The following is a 17,699-nucleotide window of genomic DNA, read 5'->3' on the forward strand; positions in this document are numbered from 1 at the left end:
GGCGAGCGCGTTTCAGGCGGCATTCAGGCGTGCTTCAGGCCGGGCGCATGCGCGCCGCGACGATCACCGAGATCAGGCAGCCGGCGGCCAGGTAGCCGGCCACCAGGTGCCAGGAGCCGCCGCCGACGCTGACCAGCGCGACCGCGATGAAGGGCGTGAAGCCGCCGCCCACCACGCTGGCGAACTGGTAGCCCACGCCCGCGCCGCTGTAGCGGTACTCGGCGCCGAACAGCTCGGTGAACAGCGGCTGCTGCACGCTCACCACCATGTCGTGCGCGATATTGGCCAGCATCACCGCGAAGATCACGATCCACACCGTGGCGCGCGCCTCGAGCGCGACGAAGAAGGGCACCGCCGAGGCCAGCCCGATCAGCGCGCCGGTGATGTAGACGCGGCGCAGGCCGAAGCGGTCGGCCAGCCAGGCGAAGCAGGGGATCGTCACGCAGCTGATCGCCCCCACCAGCAGGCCGATGTTGAGGAACAGCTCGCGCGACATGCCGAGATTGGCGGTCGAGTAGCTCAGCGCGAAGGCGGTGACGATGTACATCGTGAACAGCTCGGCCAGGCGCAGCGCGACGATGTAGAGGAAGGCCTTCGGGTGGCGCGTGAGGGCCTCGATCACCGGCATCTTCAGCTTGCGATGGCCCTGCTCGACCTTCTCGACGAATTCCTGCGACTCCTCCATGCTGGCGCGCACCCACAGCCCGATCAGCACCAGCACCACGCTCATCAGGAACGGGATGCGCCAGGCCCAGGCGCGGAACGCCTGCTCGCCGAGCGTGTGGTTGAGCAGCGAGACCAGGCCGGTGGCCAGCACCAGGCCCACGCCGTAGCCGACCTGCACGCCGCTGCTGTAGAAGGCCTTCCTCCTCGCCGGCGCGCTTTCCACCGCCATCAGCGCCGCGCCGCCCCATTCGCCGCCCACCGCGAAGCCCTGCAGCGCGCGCAGCACCACCAGCAGCACCGGCGCCCACCAGCCGATGGTCTCGAAGGTCGGCAGCAGGCCGATCGCCACGGTCGAGATGCCCATCATCATCACCGTCAGCACCAGCATGCGCTTGCGGCCGAGCCGGTCGCCGTAGTGGCCGAACACCACGCCGCCGAGCGGGCGGAACAGGAAGCCCACGCCGAAGGTCGCGAACGCGGCCAGCGTGCCCATGGTCGGGCTGACCTTGGGGAAGAAGGCCGCGTTGAACACCAGGGCGGCGACGATGCCGTAGAGCAGGAAGTCGTACCAGTCGACGACGGCGCCGACGAAGCTGCCCAGCGCCGCCTTGCGCGCCTGGTTGCGGGCGCGGCGCGCGCCGGCCTGATCGAGTGAATCAAAAGCGGGGGTCATTGGCTGTCTCCTGTCGTCCCGGGGCCGGTGCGTGTCTGGCCGGCTGCATCGCGTCGCGCCTGACTGTCGTCGCGACGAAAATGCTCGCAGCATAGGGGCGCGGCGGGCTCGCGACAATGCGTGGCGAACGCCGGCGCGCGATTATCGTTCAAATCCGTGCGATGATCGATCGTTTTCCGGGTTAGCACTAGGCGCGCGGGGAGGTGGCAAGCGCCGGCGTGCCCTTGCTGCTGGATGTGCCCGATTGCCGGACGAACCCGTCGCGCCGCAGACTGTCGGCTGCGAGACACGCGGCCCGATCGCCGGGAAGGCTTGGGTCGAAGTGAACGATCTGGTTAAAATTGCGGCTGCGACGGAACCAGCCGTCGCGCCACGCAGCCCCGCAACATTGTCTGTTCCTGGAGACCACGGATGTCCAGCCACTTTCCCGCGTCGACGGCCTCGGCGCGCCCCGTCCCGTCGGACGCGAACCCGCTCGGCATGGCGGGGCTCGAATTCATCGAGTTCGCGGCGCCCGCGCCCGACGCGCTCGCGCACCGCTTCGAGCAACTGGGTTTCAAGGCGATCGCGCGGCACGTCAGCAAGGCCGTCACGCTGTACCGGCAAGGACAGATGCATTTCCTGCTCAACGCCGAGCCCGATTCCTTCGCCTCGCGCTACGCCGGCGAATACGGCATGGGGATCTGCGCGATCGGGATCCGCGTCGACAGCGCGCAGCGCGCCTTCGACCGCGCGCTCGAACTCGGCGCCTGGGCCTTCGAGGGCGAGCGGATCGGCCAGGGCGAGCTGGCGATCCCGGCGATCCAGGGCATCGGTGATTCGCACATCTATTTCGTCGATCGCTGGCGCGGCCGCGGCGGCCTGTCGGGCGGCGTCGGCGACATCTCGATCTTCGACATCGATTTCCGGCCGATCGACCCGGCCACCGCCCAGGCCGACCTGCAGTACGCCGGCACCGGGCTGGCCCAGGTCGACCACCTGACCCAGACGGTCGGCGCGGGGCGCATGCAGGAATGGCTCGATTTCTATCGCGACCTGCTGCATTTCCGCGAGATCCACGAGATCAACGCGAACTGGCATGTGTCGGAGGAATCGCGCGTGATGGTGTCGCCCGGCGGCGAGGTACGCATTCCGCTCTACGAGGAAGGCACGCGGCGCACCCAGCTGATGCACGACTACCTGCCCGATCATCCGGGCGAGGGCGTGCAGCACATCGCGCTGGCCACCGACGACATCCTCGCCTCGGTGGATGCGCTGGTCGCCAACGGCGTGAGCTTCGTCGAGCCGCCGGCCGCTTATTACGACTCGATCGATACGCGCCTGCCGGGCCACGGGCTCGACGTGGCGGCGCTGCGCAAGCGCGGCGTCCTGGTCGACGGCGAGATCGTCGACGGCGTGCCCAGCCTGTTCCTCCAGACCTTCGTCAAGCGCCGGCCCGGGGAGATATTCTTCGAAATCGTCCAGCGCAGCGGCCATCATGGTTTCGGCGAGGGCAACCTCGGCGTGCTGGCCAGGGCCAGAAAGGCAACGGGCGCCTGAGGCGCCCGCCGACCGGGATTTCCGCTACCCGGATTTCCCGCTTCATGGCGGCGCGCGGTTCTCGCGCGCCGTTTCGTTCTTCTCGCCCGGTTTCCTCGGCCTTACGCGACCTGCTTGTAGCGCGGCGCGGCGTGCACCTGCGAGATGTTCGGCAGCATCGCCTGGCGCGCGCCTTCGTAATTGCGCCACTGGCCGTCGTCGTGCAGGGTCGGGATGGTCACCGCCTCGCGCAGGTCGTAGCCCGCCAGCGCCGCGTCCACCAGCTCGTCCACTTCCATCACCGCCTGCAGCGAGTTCACGTCGGTCCCGGCGTGATCCCAGATCTCGGTGCGCGTGGCCGCCGGCAGCACCGCCTGCACATACACGCCCTTCGGTTCGAGCTCGAGTCGCAAGCCATGCGACAGATAGGTCAGGAAGGCCTTGGTCGCGCCATACACGGTCAGGCCCAGTTCCGGCGCGAAGCCGACCACCGAGCTGATGTTGACGATCGCGCCCTGGCCCTCGCGCGTGAAACGCGGCGCGACGGCCGCGGCCAGCCGCGCCGGGGCGGTGGTGTTCAGCGTGATCAGGGTTTCGACCGCGTCAGGCGTCTGCTGCACGAAGCTGCCCGGGATGGTGGTGCCGGCGTTGTTGACCAGTACGCCGATCTTGGCGTCGTCGGCCAGGCGCGCCTCGACGCGGCGCAGGTCCTCGGGCTTGGTCAGGTCGGCGTTGAGGATCTCGACGTTCACGCCGTATTCGGCGCGCAGGCGGTTCGCGACCTCGGTCAGGCGCGAGAGATTGCGCGCGACCAGCACCAGGTCGTGGCCGCGTTTCGCGAACCGGTCGGCATACACGGCGCCAATGCCGGTGGAGGCACCGGTGACGAGCACTGCGGGAAGCTTCGACATGCTGTTTCTCCAGGAAGGAAATGGGGGTAAGACCGGCATCGACTTATTCATGATGTCCGTCATGTTTTTAATCATGATGTCGATCATGTATCATGTCAAGCATTGGATGGGAGGTGCGTATGAGAGTGAGTCGGGAGCAGGTCGCCGAGAATCGGCGGCAGATCCTCGCGGCGGCCAGCCGGCTGTTCCGCGAGCGCGGTTTCGATGCGGTGACAGTGGCCGAGGTGATGAGCGCGGCCGGGCTGACGCACGGCGGTTTCTACGGCTACTTCAAGTCGAAGGAAGACCTGATCGCGCAGACCCTGGCCGAGGTGGTGAAGGGCAGCGAGGACCTGCGCGGGCTGAACGTGCTGGAGTACGCCGCCACCTACCTGACGCCCGACCACCGCGACCATCCGGCCGCCGGCTGTCCGCTGGCGGCGCTCGGCGCCGAGGCCTCGCGCCAGGCGCCCGAGGTGCGTGGCGCGCTGGGCGGCGGGCTCGGTCGGCAGGTGGCGCGCTTCGCGGCGAGCATCGAGGGCGCCGACGAAACGCTGGCACGGCGCGCCGCGATCGGCAGTTGGGCAGCCATGGTGGGCGCGGTGATCCTGGCACGCCTGTCCGACGATCCGGTGCTGTCCGACGAGATGCTGCGCGAGACGCGCGCCTGGATCGAGCAGAACGTGCCGCATGTCGGGCCGGTGCCCGAAGCGTCGCCGTCGGCTGTTTGAGATCTGGCAGGCAGGCCGTCATCCCTTGCGGATTGACGGCCTTATTTTTGTCCGGGTAATATTCTGCGCTAATCCGATCACCCTGCCTGGCAACCAGGCCTCGATGCAGACGCCATGTCCGATTCAGTCTTTCTTCCACGCTATACCGGCTTCGATGGCGTGACCCATCTCGTCTCCGGGGATCTCGCCACGGTAGCGGTGGCGATCCGGCACGCGACGCGGACGCCGGCGCCGGGCCCGGTGCTGCTGTTCGACAACGCGACCGGCCGCTCGATCGATGTCGATCTGCGCGGCAGCGACGAGGAAATCCGCGCGCGTTTCACCACGGCGGACCAGCAACCCGAACCGATTCCCGTGACTGAGCCGTCGCCGGGTGAGGCGGTGGCTCCCGATAGCGGCGAGGCCGGCAGTGCACCGCGCGGGCGCGGACGTCCAAGGCTCGGCGTGGTGGCGCGCGAGGTCACCTTGCTGCCGAGGCATTGGGACTGGCTGGCCGCCCAGCCGGGCGGCGCGTCGGTGGCCTTGCGCAAGCTGGTCGACGAGGCGCGGCGCGAACATGGCGAGCGCGATCGCCGGCGCCTCGCCAACGAGCGTGCCTACCACTTCATGTCGGCGCTGGCCGGCGATCTGCCCGGCTTCGAGGAAGCCTCGCGCGCGCTGTTCGCTGGCGACATGGCGGGCTTTCGTGATCGGATCGAGGCCTGGCCGCGCGACCTGCGCGAGCATCTGCTGCGCCTCGCGGAGCCCGAGGCGCAATGGCGCTGAATCCTCAGGAGCGCGCGGCGCAGCCGTCGCCGACCAGCTTGAAGAAATCGTCGTAGCTGGCGGAATCGATCAACGGCCTGGTTTTCGAATCGCCATTGCTGTCGCAGACGGCCGCTACTTCGAGCAGTTCTTTGCGCCGGTGCAGACGGCCGTCAGCGGCCTCGGCTTCAGGCGGTCGCCAGCGTGGCCGCGAGCCGGTCGAATTCCGGGCCCCAGGCGGCGCGCCAGGCTTGCCGCGTCGCCTCGTCCACCCAGGCGCCGTCGATCCCGTTGAGCATGAATTCGCGCAAGGCCTCGATGCCGAAGCCGAAATGGCTGTGCATCAGCTCCCAGGCTTCGCTCGGGTTGACCTTGTGCAAGGTCGGGTCGTCGGTATTCGGGTGGATCTTCAATCCGAGCCCGGGCATTCGGCGGATCGGGTGCCGTTCGGCCCACTGCTCGGGCGGCAGCGTGCGCAGGTAGTAGGAGTTGGTGGGCACCACCGTGAACACCGTGCCGCGCGCCGCATGGCGCTCGGCCAGCGCCGGGTTGTCGACGATCGTGTAGCCGTGGTCGAGCCGGTCCACCCGCAGCAGCTCGAGCGCGGTCTCGACGTTGCGCCAGGGCATGCCGAACTCGCCGGCATGCGCGGTGGTCCGGAAGCCGGCCTCGCGCGCCTCGCGATAGGCCTTCCAGAACAGCTCGGGCGGGCGGTCGTTCTCGCGGTAGTCGATGCCGATCCCGGCCACTTCCTCGGCGCGGCAGGCCTTCATCCAGTCCACCATCTGCACCGCCTCGTCGGGATCGGCCTCGCGGTCGATGCTCGGGATCAGCCTGGCGCTGATCCCGAAATCGCGCGCGGCGTCGCGGATCGCGGTGACGATCGCGGCCTGCGCGTCGGCATAGGCGATGCCCGACACGCGCACCGTGCCGGTCGGATTCCAGAAGAACTCGCTGTGGCGCACGTTGTGCGCGGCCGCGTCCTCCAGGTATTCGTAGGCGAGGCGGCGCAGGTCGTCGGCGCGCGTGAGCAGGTGCTGGTCGAGCGCGCGCAGCACGCGCAGCACGCCCACCGGCTTCTCGCCGCGCGTGTAGAAGGCCTCGATCTCGGCGCGCTCGATCGGCGCGCGGGTGCGCTCGGCCAGCTCGATGAAGGTCCCGCGCCGCACCGCGCCCAGCAGGTGGCAGTGCAGCTCGACCTTGGGCAGGGCGCGGAAGAAGGTGCGATGGGCCGGCGTCAGGACGATGCCGGTGCGCGTGGCCGGCACGTTGCCGGGTGTCTCGTTCATGGGAATCTCGTTTCTCGTTATCGGTATTGCCTGGATCCTGCAGCAACAGCGGGTGATGAAGGTCGTGAACCCGCAGCTCTCAATGCGGCTTCACGACGGTCCAGAAGTAGTAGCCGAGCGGGACCGCCAGCAGCACCAGCCCCAGCGGCACCTCGCGAAAACGCCCGGCCAGCAGCTTGACCAGCACGTAGCAGAGCAGTCCGCCGGCGATGCCGGTGCCGAAGCTGTTGGCCATCAGCGTGAGCAGCACCATCGACAGCACCGGCAGCGCGTCGGTGAAGTCGTCGAAGCGGGTCTGGCGGATGGTGCCGAACATCGACAGGCCGATCAGGATCAACGCCGGCGCGGTGGCCTCCTTGGTGACCATCAGCGCGACCGGCACGAACAGCAGCATCAGCGCGAACATCGCGGCGGCCGCCAGCGAGGACAGCCCGCTGCGCCCGCCGGCCTCGACCCCGGCCGCCGATTCGACCAGCGCCGTCAGCGCCGGGATGCCGAGCAGCGGGCCCAGGGTGGCCGCGATCGAGTCGACCAGGAACGGGCGATTGATGTTGGGCAGGTTGGCGTGTTCGTCGAGCAGGTTGGCCTTGGCGCCCACCGCCAGCGTGGTGCCCAGCGTCGAGAAGAACTCGGCGGCGAAGAAGGCGAACAGGTAGGGCAGCGAGGCGAGCGTGAGCGCGCCGGGCAGGTCGAGCTGGAACGCCACCGGGGCGATCGGGTGCGGCCAGGAAAGCCAGGCCGCCGGCAGGTGGGTCACGCCGAGCGGCACGCCGGCCGCCGCGGCGATCAGGATCGCCCACAGGATCGCGCCGGGCACCTTGCGGCCCTGCAGGATCACCGCGGCGGCCAGGCCGATCAGGGCCACGCAGGTGCCGGGGCGCGTGAAATCGCCGAGCGCGAGGGTATCGGTCCTGGCGTTGACGATCACCATGCCCGCGTTGCGAAAGCCCAGCACGGCGATGAACAGGCCGATCGAGGCGCCCAGGCCGAGCTTGATCTGCGCCGGCACCAGCCGCATCACCAGGCTGCGCACGCCGGCCAGGGTCAGCGCCAGAAACAGCAGCCCCGACACGCAGGCGATGCCCAGCCCGGTCTGCCAGGGCACGTGCTCCGCGCCGGCCAGGGTGACGCCGACGATCACCGAGCCGCCGATGCCGGGCCCGACCAGGAACGGCAGGTTCGCATACAGCCCCATCAGCACGCTGGCCAGCACGAACACGATGATGGTGGCGGTGGTGGCGGCGCCGCGGTCCATCCCGCCGCTGGCCAGCAGCGAGGGGATCACCACCAGCAGGTAGGCCGCCGCCAGGAAGGAGGTGAGGCCCGCCAGCACCTCGGTGCGCACGCTGCTGCGGCGCTCGCGCAGCGCGAAGCGCCGCTCGAGCCAGTTGTCCGGCGCCGCTGCCCGCGGGCCCTTGCTTGCTGCCATGTTCGTCTTCATCCTGTCTGAATTATTTGGCATCGCCCATCCCGCCTATACTGCGGCCCATCCCGTTCAACCGCCGGCCTGCCGCGCTTTCCCGACGATGCCGTCCAACCGTTCTCCGCTGCTGCCCGCGCTGACCCTGCGCCAGGTGCAGTACTTCGTGGTGCTCGCGCATGCGCGCAGCTTCACGCAGGCCGCTCAGTCGCTGTCGCTGACGCAGCCGGCGCTGACCGCCGCGATCCGGCAGATCGAGTTCCTGCTCGGCGGCCCGCTGTTCGCGCGGTCCTCGCAGGGGCTCACGCTGACGGCCGCCGGCGCGAGCATCCTGCCGCTGGCCGAGCGCCTGCTGAACCAGGCTCGCGGCAGCTTCGACGACATGGCGCGCACCTTCAGCGAGCGCACCAAGACCGTGCGCATCTCCTTCATTCCTTCCGTGGCGGGGCGCCTGCTGCCCGCGCTCAAGGCCTTGCGCTCGCGCCATCCCGAGCTGCGCTTCGCGCTGACCGACAGCCCGAACCCGGCGCTGACGGCCGCCGTGCGCGACGGCTCGGCCGATCTCGGCATCGGCGTGCGCGAGCCCGAGGACAGCGACGAGACGCTGCGCTACGAGGACCTGTTCGAGGACGAACTGGTGGCCGTGCTGCGTCGCGACGATCCGCTGGCGCGCCGCAAGTCGGTGCCCTGGGCGCGGCTGGCCGATCGCGAGCTGGGCGGCTTCGTGCGCGGCAGCGTGATCGACGCGCTGGCCCGCACCGGCGGCGCGCAGAAGCTGCCGCTGGAGCTGGCCTACCGGATGGAATACACCGAGCCGCTGTATGCGCTCGCGCGCAACGGCCTGGCGGTCGCCATCCTGCCGAGCCTCTACACCCTGCACCTGCACGATCCCGAGCTGGTCGCGCTGCGCCTGGACAAGCCGCGCGTGACGCGTGCGATCTCGCTGATCTCCCTGCCCGGCGACGATCGCGGCCCGCACGTGCGGCTGTGCCGCGAGTGGCTGCGGCGCGGCTTGTAGCGCGTTGGCCGGGGCGTCGCGGTGATCCGCATGGGGAACCGTGCCGGTCCCCCCGGCCGTCGCCGAGCGGGGCTCGCGTTCCACGCAACGCCCCCACGTTCCGCGCGACGCGCCCTCAGGGCAGCGTCGCGATCTTCTCGCGCAGCGTCGCGTAGAAGCGATCCGCATCGACCTCGGTGATCCAGGTCGCGTTCGGCTTGCGGCCGCTGTGCCCGCTCCAGTCCACCACCGTCTCGCCGAGCGTCCACTGGCCGGTGGTCTCCACCTCGACATTGACCAGCTTGCCCTTGAACAGCGAGGGATCGACCAGGTAGCCGGTCGCGCTCGGGTCGTACATCGGTGCCGATTCGACGCCGCGCCGCTTGTTCTGGTAGGCCACCTCGGCCGCCATGATGTCGGCCACGACCTTGCCGCAGCGATTGCCGAGCGCGCGGAACGGCTCGATGCGCGCCGGCGTGATCGGCGCCTTGACCGCCACGTCGCGCGGCAGCACCACGATCGGCACGCCCGAGGCCAGCACGATGCGGGCCGCGTCCGGGTCGACATAGACATTGAACTCGGCGGCCGGCGTGATGTTGCCGCGCTCGAAGAAGGCGCCGCCCATCAGCACGATCTCGCGCAGCGCGTCGCGGATCTCGGGCGCCTCGGTCAGCGCGGTGGCGAGATTGGTCAGCGGGCCCAGCGCGCAGATCGTCACGCTCTGTCTCGGCGCCGCGCGCAGCGTCTCGACCAGGTACTGCACCGCGTGCTGCGGCGCGACCGGCGCCTGCGGCTCGGGCAGCTCGACGCCTTCCAGGCCGGTCTTGCCGTGCACGTTGGCGGCCGTGATCAGCTCGCGCATCAGCGGCCGCGGGCAGCCGGCGTAGACCGGCAGCGTCCGGGTGCGGCCCGCCCAGTCGCGGATGATGCGCGCGTTGCGTTCGGTCAGCTCGAGCGGCACGTTGCCGGCCACCGCCGTCAGCGCGCGCACGTCGAGCCGGTCGCTGGCGCCGAGCGCGAACAGGATCGCGATGGCATCGTCCTGGCCCGGATCGCAGTCGATGATCACGCTGCGCCGTTCGCCGGCGGCAAAGCCGGCGAGCGGCAGCAAGGTGCCGGCCGCGAGCGCGGTGCCGGTCTTGAGGAAGGAGCGCCTGCTGGTGTTGGACATGGTTTTCCGGAGTTAGAAGACGTGACGGATGCCGAGCGTGGCCACCATCTGGCGATTGGTGGTCGAGCGCGCGAAGGCGAAGATCTGCGCATGGGCCGCGTCGCCCGCGGCCTGCTGCACGATCACCGTCAACGCGATGTCGGTGGCCTTCGACAGGAAATAGTCGGCCTGCAGGTTGACCTGGTGCCACTTGGGCTTCTGGTTGATCACGTCGTAGGTGCCGCGCGTGAAGCCATAGGCCGCGCCCAGGAACAGCGAGGGCGTCATGGTGTAGACCACGTTCACGCCCATGTTCTGCAGATGCAGGTGCGAATTATCCAGGTAGTCGTAGTGCACGTCGGTGAACAGCGCCGCGAACTGCGCGTGGCCGATCGTGTAGAAGCCGCCGGTGCCGGCGATGCGCTGGCGCTTGGCATAGACAGACGGGTTGGTCGCGCTCTTGTCGAAGATCAGGATCGGCGAGGCGTAGTCGTTCGAGATCGCGCCGTCCGGGTTGCTCGGGCTGAACGGGTTGTTGTACTGCGCGTAGACGGCGCTCCAGCGCAGCGGGCCATGCTCGTAGCCGAGCCCGAAGCTGTAGGCGTTGTTGTTCGCGAAACCGGTGGCGTTGCTGAAGCCGTATTGCGCGGTGCCCTTCAGGCCGAACCATTCCGGGCTCACGTACTTCACCGAGTTCTGCACGCGGATGTCGTTGTAGCCGTTGTCGTTGTCGCCGATGTTCACGCCGTTGCTGGCGATGATGATCGGGCCGATGTAGTCGTGGATCGCGTCGTACTGGCGGCCGAAGGTGAGGGTGCCGTAGCGCTTGTCCGCCAGTCCCACCAGCGCGGTGCGCCCGAACATGCGGCCGTTCTGCGAGGCGGTGCCGGTCATCACGTTGAAGCCGTTCTCGAGCTGGAAGATCGCGCTCAGCCCACCGCCCAGATCCTCCTTGCCCTTCAGGCCCCAGCGCGGATTCTGGTTGGTGCCGGACAGGGCTTGCCAGGCGTTCTTGCCGCCCTGGTTGGTGGCGTAGCCGACGCCGGCCGAGATCAGGCCGTACAGCGTCACGCTGCTCTGCGCCGATGCCTGGATCGCGACCGCGCCGAGCACCGCGAGCGGGGCGAGTTTGAGAGAGGTCTTCATGCGTGTGGTGGGTGCGAGTCGTTCGAATGATTGGGATTGCTTGGGAACGGGCTCGACTATACGAAGCCGGGGTGAATAAAAAAAGTTTGTGATTTTTATGAATCCATCAATTCGATTTATGGGAATGGCGGAGGATGCACGGTGCCGGGCATGGCGACGTCGTGCTGGCGACGGGCGGCCCGAGCGAGGCCCGGTGAGGGCTTGCGGGCGGCGAGGCGGTTCGCGGGGAGAAGGGGAAGCGAGCGCGCCGACGGCTTGGCCGCTGGCGGGCGCCCGAGGATGGTGCGCGGCGCACGTGGATGGCGCAGCCAGACGTGTCGGGCCAGGGTGCCCGACTGTGGTTCGATGACAACGCCCGCCGGCGGCGGGCATGCACGATCTTCGTCGATGCCGGAGCGAGGCAGTGGGCGCCGCCTCGCCGTCGCGATCAGTTCAGGCGCTTGAGTTCGCCGTCGTCGGCATACCAGTCGACGGTCTTGCCGCTGGTATTGACGGTCACCGCGCGCGGCTCGCTGAACTGGTCGAAGGACTCGATGCCGGTCTCGCGGCCCACGCCGCTGTTCTTGAAGCCGCCCCAGGGCGAGGCCGGGTCGAGCCGGTGGTGGTCGTTGATCCACACCATGCCGAACTCGAGCTTCGAGGCGACCCGGTGCGCCCGCGCGACGTCCTGCGTCCACACCGAGGCGGCGAGGCCGAACTGGGTGGCGTTGGCGATGCGCAGCGCGTCGGCCTCGTCGTCGAAGGGCATCACCACGGTCACCGGCCCGAACACTTCCTCCTGGCCGATCTCCGAATACGGGTCGACGTCGTACAGCACGGTCGGCTCGATGAAGAAGCCGGCGTCGAGCCCGGCCGGCTTGCCGCCGCCCGTCAGCAGCTTCGCGCCGGCTTGCTGCGCGCGCTCCAGCATCGCCAGGATGCGCTGGCGCGAGCGCTCGGAGATCACCGGCCCGAGCTGAGTCTTCAGCTCGGCCGGGTCGCCCACGCGAATGCCGGCCGCCTTGGCGCGGAAGCGCTCCAGGAAGGCCGTGTAGATCGATTTCTGCACCAGGATGCGCGCGCCGCACACGCAGGTCTGCCCCGCGCCGATGAAGGACGCGAAGGCCGCGCCGTTCACCGCGCGCTCCAGGTCGAAATCGTCGAACAGCATCACCGCGCCCTTGCCGCCCAGCTCGAGCGTGGTCAGCGCGAAGTTGCGCGCGGCCGCCTCGCCGATCGAGCGGCCCACCTCGGTACCGCCGGTGAACACCACCTTGCGGATCAGCGAGTGATTGGCGAGCGCGGCGCCGGCCTCGCGGCCCTCGCCGTTCACCACGTTGACCACGCCCGGCGGCACGCCGGCTTCCTGCAGCAGGCGCACCAGCCGCACGGTGGTCAGCGGGGTCTGCTCGGAGGCCTTGATCACCACGCTGTTGCCGGTGGCCAGCGCGGGCGCCAGGCTCTTGGAGAGGATCATCAGCGGGTGATTGAAGGAAGTCATCAGCGCCACCGTGCCGAGCGGCACGCGCTGCGTGTAGCAGAGGTAGGGGCCCTCGATCGGGATCACGTCGCTACGGCGCGTCAGCGCGAGCGCGGCGAAGTAGCGATAGAACTGCGGCAGCCGCGAGATCTGCGCGCGCGTCTCGGTGATCGGCCGGCCGTTGTTGAGCGTCTCCAGCTTGTAGAACTGCTCGAGATCGGCCTCGAACAGGTCGGCGAAACGGTTCAGGATGCGCGCGCGCTGCTGGATCGGCAGGTCGCGCCAGGCGCCGCCCTCGAAGGCGCGATGCCCGGCCTGCACCGCGCGATCGACGTCGCGCGCGCTGGCCGCGGCCAGCACGCCGATCTCGGCGCCCGTGGCGGGATTGAGGATCGGCAGGGTGCGGCCGCCTTCGGCGGTGGTCCATTGGCCGTCGATGAACAGCGGCGCGTCGAGCGAATTCGGGTTGGAGGTGTCCATGAGTGTCCTTGGGGCAAAACGATTCATTTCAGGGAGGCGGCGCGCGCCTCGACGTGCTGCGCGCCGGGCGCGTCGGGCATGTCCGGCGCATCGGGCAGAAGGTCCTCGAGGCGTTCGCCGCTCGGCTCGACGCCGAGCCAGGCGACCACCACGATCTGGATCGCGAGCAGGCCGATCATCAGGGCCAGCACGCCGACGATGCCGTAGCGCGAGAACAGCGCCACCACGATGAAGGGCGTGACGATGGTGGCGCCGCGTCCGAGCGTGTTGCACAAGCCGGAGGCGCGCAGCCGCACCGCGGTGGGAAACAGCTCGGGCACGTAGACGGCGAACAGCAGGGCCACCAGCACGTAGATCGGGATGGTAAGCAGCAGGCCGATCACCGGCAGCAGCGTGGGGCTGGCGACGAAGGGGTAGATCGCGCCGAACAGGATGGCCGCCAGCGAGGCGCCGATGATGGTCGGCTTGCGGCCCCAGGCATCGGCCGTGAACGCGCCGATCGCGCTGCCGATCGGCGCGCCGACCGACATCACCAGCGCGAAGCCGAACGATTTCGCGATGCTCATGCCCTGGTGCACGAAGAAGGTCGGCAGCCAGGTCACGAAGCCGTAGAGCAGCGTGTTGATCACCACCAGGGTCACGCAGCCGACGATCATGCGCGGCAGCAGCGAGCCGGCGAACAGCGAGCGGAACGAGGCGGGCGAGGGTGCCGCGGCGCGCGCGGCGACCGGCATCGGCAGCGGCTGGCCGCCGCGCGAGGCGGCCACCTCGGTCTCGATGCGCGTCATGATCGCCTCGGCCTCCTCGTCGCGGCCGACCGACTCGAGCCAGCGCGGCGATTCCGGCAGCGACTTGCGCGCGTACCAGACGCCGAGCGCGCCCAGGCCGCCCACCACGAACATCGCGCGCCAGCCCAGCGAGGGGATCAGCAGCAGGCCGATCAGGCCCGCCACCGGCAGGCCGCTCACCACGAACACGGCCATCAGGCCCTGCAGACGGCCGCGCTTTGCCGGCGGCACGAATTCGGCCAGCGTCGAATAGCCGACCACGTTCTCGGCGCCCAGCCCCAGCCCCATCACGAAGCGGCAGGCGATCAGCAGCGTCATGTTCGGCGCGAGCGCCGCGCCCAGCGAGGCGATCCCGAAGATCGCCAGGTTGGCCTGGTAGGTGAAGCGCCGCCCGAAGCGGTCGCCCAGGAAGCCGGTGACGAGCGAGCCGAGCATCATGCCGAGGAAGGTCAGCGAGACGAACAGCGCGTTCTGCGTCAGCGTCGAGAAACCGGATTGCAGCGTCGCGCCGAGCACGGTCGAGGCGACATAGATATCGAAACCATCGAAGAACATGCCGATGCCGATCAGCCACATGATGCGGCGATGAAACGGCGACATCGGCAAGCGGTCGAGCCTGGGGCCTGCATTGACGATCATGCTTGTCTCCATCCGGCGCGGTGCCAGCGGCCCGCGCCTGTTTCGTTGCGGCGAACCTCGCGCGGGCGGCTCAGCGGGACTGCATCAGTCGCAGGCTGCTGACCGTCAGCATGTCGGTGGCGGCCCGGAAGTTCTCCTCGATGCTGCTCTCCAGCGCGCCGTGGAAGAAGGCCTTGCACTGGCGCGCGCCGGTGTCGTCGAGCGCGCGCACGCGTTCGACCAGCCGCTCGGCTTCGGCCGCCAGCGCCTCGCGTTCGCACACGTGCGTGACCAGCCCGGCGCGCAGGGCTTCCTCGGGCGTGATCGCATCGCCGAACAGCAGCATCGGGAACAGCGCCTTGGGCAGCGCGTAGCGGCCCGCGTAGGCCATGATCGCGGCGGGCGGCAGGCCCTTGCGCATCTCGGGGAAGGCGAGCCTGGCGCCCGCCGCCACCAGGGTGAAGTCGCACAGCATCGCCAGGCCCAGGCCGAAACCCATCGCATCGCCCTGCACCTCGGCGATCGAGATCAGCGAACTGGCCCGCAACAGGCGCTTCATCTCGATCAGCCGCGCCACTTCCCGGCGGATCGACACGGCATCGGTGCCGGCGCGTTCGCGGCCGAGGCAGAACGGCTCGCCGCTGGCGCGGATCCGCAGCACGCGCGCGCACGGCTCGAGCGCCTCGGCGCGCAGGGCCGCCGACATCGCCTCGAACATCGCCGCGGAAATCTCGTTGCCGTGCTCGGGGCGGTTCAGCGTGAAGCTCAGCACGTCCGCCTGCCGTTCGATCAGAACCGGCTCGGACAAAGGGTTTCGGTCCATCTCGTCTCCATGTGTATAATCTGTATACAGCGTATTCAGTAAACCCTCGAGGTGTCAATGCCCAATCCCAAAAGCGTCCGAAAGCCGTCTGCGAGCGGTGAATCCGAAGCGGCGGCCAACTCGCTCGGCTCGATCGCGAAGCGTCACCATGCGCGCCTGCGCATGATCGAAGCCTCCGGCGATTCCCTCAGCGAGGGCCTGGTGGTGCCGGCCTTGCGCGAGGCGATCGTGGAGGGCGTGCTCGCGCCGGGCAGCCGTTTGTCCGAAGTCCAGGTCGCCAAGCAGCTCGACGTGAGCCGCACGCCGATGCGCGAGGCTTTCGCGCAACTGGAGCGCGAGGGGTTGGTGACGATCGTGCCGCGCGTGGGCGCCTATGTGCGCAACGTGACGCCGCGCGACGTGGAGGAGATCTACACGGTGCGCGCGGCGCTCGAATGCCTGGCGGTGCAACTGGCCGCGGAGCGCATCACGGCGCTGGGCGGCGCCCAGCTCGACGAGGTGATCGCGGCGATGCGGGCCAGCGTCGAGGCGGATGACGCCGGCGCCTATGTGGACGCGCTCGATCGTTTCTACGCGATCGTCATGACCATCGCCGACAACCGCACCTTGCAGGCCAACCACGCGGCCCTGATCGGACCGGTGCGGCGCCTGCGGCGCATCGCGATGGCGCGCGGCGGGCGCATGCGCGCTTCGTTCGAGATGGCGCTGAGGATCCGCGAGGCGATCGTCGCGCGTTCGCCGGAAGGGCCCGCGCTGATGCGCGAGCAGTTGCGCGGCGCCTGCGCGGCCGCGCTCGAGGTGCTCGGTCAGGGAGATTCGGCCGAGCTGGGCTGAGGATGCGCGCCGCGCGACGCGATTCATCGATGACGTTCTGTTCGGCGGACCGGCGACAGCCGGGTTCGCCTCAAAAAACCCGGGCGCCTTGGCGCCCGGCCTGGTCAAGGAAGCCGGATCGGCTTCATCCCCATCTTTTTCGCGATCAGAACGGCAGGGCCGGCAGGCTCGGCAGCTTGATCGCGTGCACGCCGATCGCCGAGGCGTCGTAGCGCTCGGCACCACCGCTCGGCGTGTTGACGATGAAGGGCACGCCGGTCTGGTCGGCGCGCACCAGTTCCGTCGAGCCGCCGCCGTCGAGGTTGATCGCGTCGTCCGCGCCGATCGCCTTCATCAGCTGGGCCGATTGCGCATTGGTGGTGCCGGTCGAATAACCGGGCAGGCGCCCGTCGATCACCACGAAGTACAGATAGCGGCCTTGGTGCGAGAGGCCGACCAGGGTGCGCGGGTTCGGATTGAGCGGGTCGCCTTCGTTCGGGCTTTGCGCGCTGAGGTCCTCGCCGTTCTTCAGCAGGATCGCCGAGCCGGCCACCGCCGTGTCGATCAGCTTCAGGTCCTGCGCCGAGATCTGCGGCGCCTGCGCGATATAGGCGCGGCCCTGGCGCGTGATCGCCAGCACCGCCTCGCTCTGGGTCGGATCGCTGGTGAGCGGGCTCACCACCTGGCCGTGCGAGACCAGCAGGCCGATCACCGTCTTCGGCTCGGGCGTGGCGGCGCAGCAGGGCGCGAAGAAGTTCGCGTTGATCGCAAGGCGCACGCCGGTGCGGGCCGCGAATTGCGAAATGGTTTCCGCGGTGGTCATCAGCGGGCCGCTATGGCCGGTGGTCTCCACGCTCACGCCCGGCGCGCGCAGGTCGATGCGCATCACGTAGGCGCGGCTGAGGGTCGGCTTGCCGCCTGCCGTGGCGGGGTTCGAGGGCACCGTCGCGGTTTCGGCGTCGACGCCGAGATAGACGGTCGAATAACCGCTTTGGGTGATCTGGGTGGTGGGATCCGGCAGGGCGGCCTGCGCGCCGGCCGAAGCCAGGCCGAGCAGGGCCGCGGCGGCGAGCGACTTGAGGGTCATCGAAACGGGGAATCGAACACGGGGCATGTCGTTACTCTCCATGGACGGCAGCGGCGACGAGCGTGCCGCCGCTTGCCGTGCCCCAGACCTTAACGGCGCGGCATTACTGCGATGTGATTTCTTCCGATCATTCGGCTTTCGGAATCGACGCGCATGTCGGGTAATGCGAAGCGAGGGGCGATCTCGGGCGAGTGAGTTTGTTCTATCAATCGAGTCGTTGAGATAAGAAAACTTATCTGCGTAGTAACGAGATGCAGCCGACACGGCAAGTCGACCAGGATTTGACCTGTTTTGGAAACTCAATCAGACGAATCAATCAGACTCATCTGAAATTCAGAACTTGAGCGATTTTGCGTCAAGAACTTGGCAATTGTTGACAGTTATCTTTCATTGCTTCGGTAAGCTCG

The 17,699-nt window shown here is 68.8% G+C and carries 15 protein-coding genes; 5 read left to right on the forward strand and 10 right to left on the reverse strand.

What is annotated here, in order from left to right; translation table 11 throughout:
• Nucleotides 1–34: 34 nt before the first annotated feature.
• Nucleotides 35–1,339 carry a shikimate transporter gene (gene shiA, locus FB600_RS00415; protein ID WP_098182926.1) on the reverse strand — a complete coding sequence of 435 codons (1,305 nt, stop codon included), beginning with the start codon at nucleotides 1,337–1,339 and terminating at the stop codon, nucleotides 35–37.
• Between the two features lie 411 nt (nucleotides 1,340–1,750).
• Between shiA and FB600_RS00420 the strand changes: the two genes are divergently transcribed.
• On the forward strand, nucleotides 1,751–2,878 hold the full coding sequence (locus FB600_RS00420) for a 4-hydroxyphenylpyruvate dioxygenase family protein (protein WP_096751113.1): 1,128 nt from the start codon (nucleotides 1,751–1,753) through the stop codon (nucleotides 2,876–2,878).
• Nucleotides 2,879–2,979: 101 nt separating this feature from the next.
• On the opposite strand, the gene FB600_RS00425 is transcribed toward FB600_RS00420, so the two are convergent.
• The gene (locus FB600_RS00425) at nucleotides 2,980–3,768 is read right to left on the reverse strand and encodes an SDR family NAD(P)-dependent oxidoreductase (protein WP_145756032.1); all 789 of its coding nucleotides are present in this window, start codon (nucleotides 3,766–3,768) and stop codon (nucleotides 2,980–2,982) included.
• Nucleotides 3,769–3,887: 119 nt separating this feature from the next.
• Between FB600_RS00425 and FB600_RS00430 the strand changes: the two genes are divergently transcribed.
• Together FB600_RS00430 and FB600_RS00435 are read left to right on the forward strand one after the other, a co-directional pair.
• Nucleotides 3,888–4,478, forward strand: coding sequence for a TetR/AcrR family transcriptional regulator (locus tag FB600_RS00430; protein WP_046574758.1), 591 nt, complete (start codon nucleotides 3,888–3,890; stop codon nucleotides 4,476–4,478).
• A 114-nt stretch (nucleotides 4,479–4,592) separates the two neighbouring features.
• Nucleotides 4,593–5,243 carry a DUF2239 family protein gene (locus FB600_RS00435; RefSeq protein WP_145756033.1) on the forward strand — a complete coding sequence of 217 codons (651 nt, stop codon included), beginning with the start codon at nucleotides 4,593–4,595 and terminating at the stop codon, nucleotides 5,241–5,243.
• Nucleotides 5,244–5,410: 167 nt separating this feature from the next.
• On the opposite strand, the gene add is transcribed toward FB600_RS00435, so the two are convergent.
• Both add and FB600_RS00445 read right to left on the reverse strand, forming a co-directional pair.
• Nucleotides 5,411–6,511, reverse strand: a complete 1,101-nt coding sequence (gene add, locus FB600_RS00440) for an adenosine deaminase (protein ID WP_145756034.1) — start codon at nucleotides 6,509–6,511, stop codon at nucleotides 5,411–5,413.
• A gap of 79 nt (nucleotides 6,512–6,590) precedes the next feature.
• Nucleotides 6,591–7,940, reverse strand: coding sequence for an NCS2 family permease (locus FB600_RS00445; RefSeq protein WP_145756035.1), 1,350 nt, complete (start codon nucleotides 7,938–7,940; stop codon nucleotides 6,591–6,593).
• 97 nt (nucleotides 7,941–8,037) lie between these two features.
• On the opposite strand from FB600_RS00445, the gene FB600_RS00450 reads away from it, so the two are divergent.
• Complete coding sequence (locus FB600_RS00450) at nucleotides 8,038–8,949, forward strand: LysR family transcriptional regulator (RefSeq protein WP_047839380.1); 912 nt, start codon at nucleotides 8,038–8,040, stop codon at nucleotides 8,947–8,949.
• Between the two features lie 115 nt (nucleotides 8,950–9,064).
• On the opposite strand, the gene FB600_RS00455 is transcribed toward FB600_RS00450, so the two are convergent.
• From FB600_RS00455 to FB600_RS00475, 5 genes are all read right to left on the reverse strand, one after another.
• A complete protein-coding gene (locus tag FB600_RS00455) occupies nucleotides 9,065–10,099 on the reverse strand; it encodes a nucleoside hydrolase (RefSeq protein WP_145756036.1) in 1,035 nt (344 codons plus the stop codon).
• 12 nt (nucleotides 10,100–10,111) lie between these two features.
• The gene (locus FB600_RS00460; protein ID WP_145756037.1) at nucleotides 10,112–11,224 is read right to left on the reverse strand and encodes a porin; all 1,113 of its coding nucleotides are present in this window, start codon (nucleotides 11,222–11,224) and stop codon (nucleotides 10,112–10,114) included.
• A gap of 427 nt (nucleotides 11,225–11,651) precedes the next feature.
• On the reverse strand, nucleotides 11,652–13,163 hold the full coding sequence (locus FB600_RS00465; protein ID WP_103693113.1) for an aldehyde dehydrogenase: 1,512 nt from the start codon (nucleotides 13,161–13,163) through the stop codon (nucleotides 11,652–11,654).
• Nucleotides 13,164–13,186: 23 nt separating this feature from the next.
• Nucleotides 13,187–14,590 carry an MFS transporter gene (locus tag FB600_RS00470; RefSeq protein WP_145756038.1) on the reverse strand — a complete coding sequence of 468 codons (1,404 nt, stop codon included), beginning with the start codon at nucleotides 14,588–14,590 and terminating at the stop codon, nucleotides 13,187–13,189.
• 70 nt (nucleotides 14,591–14,660) lie between these two features.
• A complete protein-coding gene (locus FB600_RS00475; protein WP_145756039.1) occupies nucleotides 14,661–15,392 on the reverse strand; it encodes an enoyl-CoA hydratase/isomerase family protein in 732 nt (243 codons plus the stop codon).
• A gap of 162 nt (nucleotides 15,393–15,554) precedes the next feature.
• On the opposite strand from FB600_RS00475, the gene FB600_RS00480 reads away from it, so the two are divergent.
• Nucleotides 15,555–16,226: a GntR family transcriptional regulator gene (locus tag FB600_RS00480; RefSeq protein ID WP_223996628.1), complete on the forward strand. Its 672-nt coding sequence runs from the start codon at nucleotides 15,555–15,557 to the stop codon at nucleotides 16,224–16,226.
• Nucleotides 16,227–16,371: 145 nt separating this feature from the next.
• Here FB600_RS00480 and FB600_RS00485 read toward each other — a convergent pair whose 3' ends face one another.
• Nucleotides 16,372–17,319 carry a phosphodiester glycosidase family protein gene (locus FB600_RS00485; RefSeq protein WP_013690282.1) on the reverse strand — a complete coding sequence of 316 codons (948 nt, stop codon included), beginning with the start codon at nucleotides 17,317–17,319 and terminating at the stop codon, nucleotides 16,372–16,374.
• Between the last annotated feature and the right edge of the window lie 380 nt (nucleotides 17,320–17,699).

The organism is Burkholderia sp. SJZ089 (assembly GCF_007828315.1).
Taxonomy (GTDB): Bacteria; Pseudomonadota; Gammaproteobacteria; order Burkholderiales; family Burkholderiaceae; genus Burkholderia; species Burkholderia gladioli.

Excerpts from the sequence above, each read along its gene's own strand:
- FB600_RS00485 (WP_013690282.1), bottom strand. The coding sequence starts at position 17,319 with ATGCCCCGTGTTCGATTCCCCGTTTCGATGACCCTCAAGTCGCTCGCC.
- FB600_RS00455 (WP_145756036.1), bottom strand. The coding sequence starts at position 10,099 with ATGTCCAACACCAGCAGGCGCTCCTTCCTCAAGACCGGCACCGCGCTC.
- FB600_RS00420 (WP_096751113.1), top strand. The coding sequence starts at position 1,751 with ATGTCCAGCCACTTTCCCGCGTCGACGGCCTCGGCGCGCCCCGTCCCG.
- FB600_RS00435 (WP_145756033.1), top strand. The coding sequence starts at position 4,593 with ATGTCCGATTCAGTCTTTCTTCCACGCTATACCGGCTTCGATGGCGTG.
- FB600_RS00475 (WP_145756039.1), bottom strand. The coding sequence starts at position 15,392 with ATGGACCGAAACCCTTTGTCCGAGCCGGTTCTGATCGAACGGCAGGCG.
- add (WP_145756034.1), bottom strand. The coding sequence starts at position 6,511 with ATGAACGAGACACCCGGCAACGTGCCGGCCACGCGCACCGGCATCGTC.
- FB600_RS00425 (WP_145756032.1), bottom strand. The coding sequence starts at position 3,768 with ATGTCGAAGCTTCCCGCAGTGCTCGTCACCGGTGCCTCCACCGGCATT.
- FB600_RS00445 (WP_145756035.1), bottom strand. The coding sequence starts at position 7,940 with ATGGCAGCAAGCAAGGGCCCGCGGGCAGCGGCGCCGGACAACTGGCTC.
- FB600_RS00480 (WP_223996628.1), top strand. The coding sequence starts at position 15,555 with ATGATCGAAGCCTCCGGCGATTCCCTCAGCGAGGGCCTGGTGGTGCCG.
- FB600_RS00460 (WP_145756037.1), bottom strand. The coding sequence starts at position 11,224 with ATGAAGACCTCTCTCAAACTCGCCCCGCTCGCGGTGCTCGGCGCGGTC.
- FB600_RS00430 (WP_046574758.1), top strand. The coding sequence starts at position 3,888 with ATGAGAGTGAGTCGGGAGCAGGTCGCCGAGAATCGGCGGCAGATCCTC.
- FB600_RS00450 (WP_047839380.1), top strand. The coding sequence starts at position 8,038 with ATGCCGTCCAACCGTTCTCCGCTGCTGCCCGCGCTGACCCTGCGCCAG.
- shiA (WP_098182926.1), bottom strand. The coding sequence starts at position 1,339 with ATGACCCCCGCTTTTGATTCACTCGATCAGGCCGGCGCGCGCCGCGCC.
- FB600_RS00470 (WP_145756038.1), bottom strand. The coding sequence starts at position 14,590 with ATGATCGTCAATGCAGGCCCCAGGCTCGACCGCTTGCCGATGTCGCCG.
- FB600_RS00465 (WP_103693113.1), bottom strand. The coding sequence starts at position 13,163 with ATGGACACCTCCAACCCGAATTCGCTCGACGCGCCGCTGTTCATCGAC.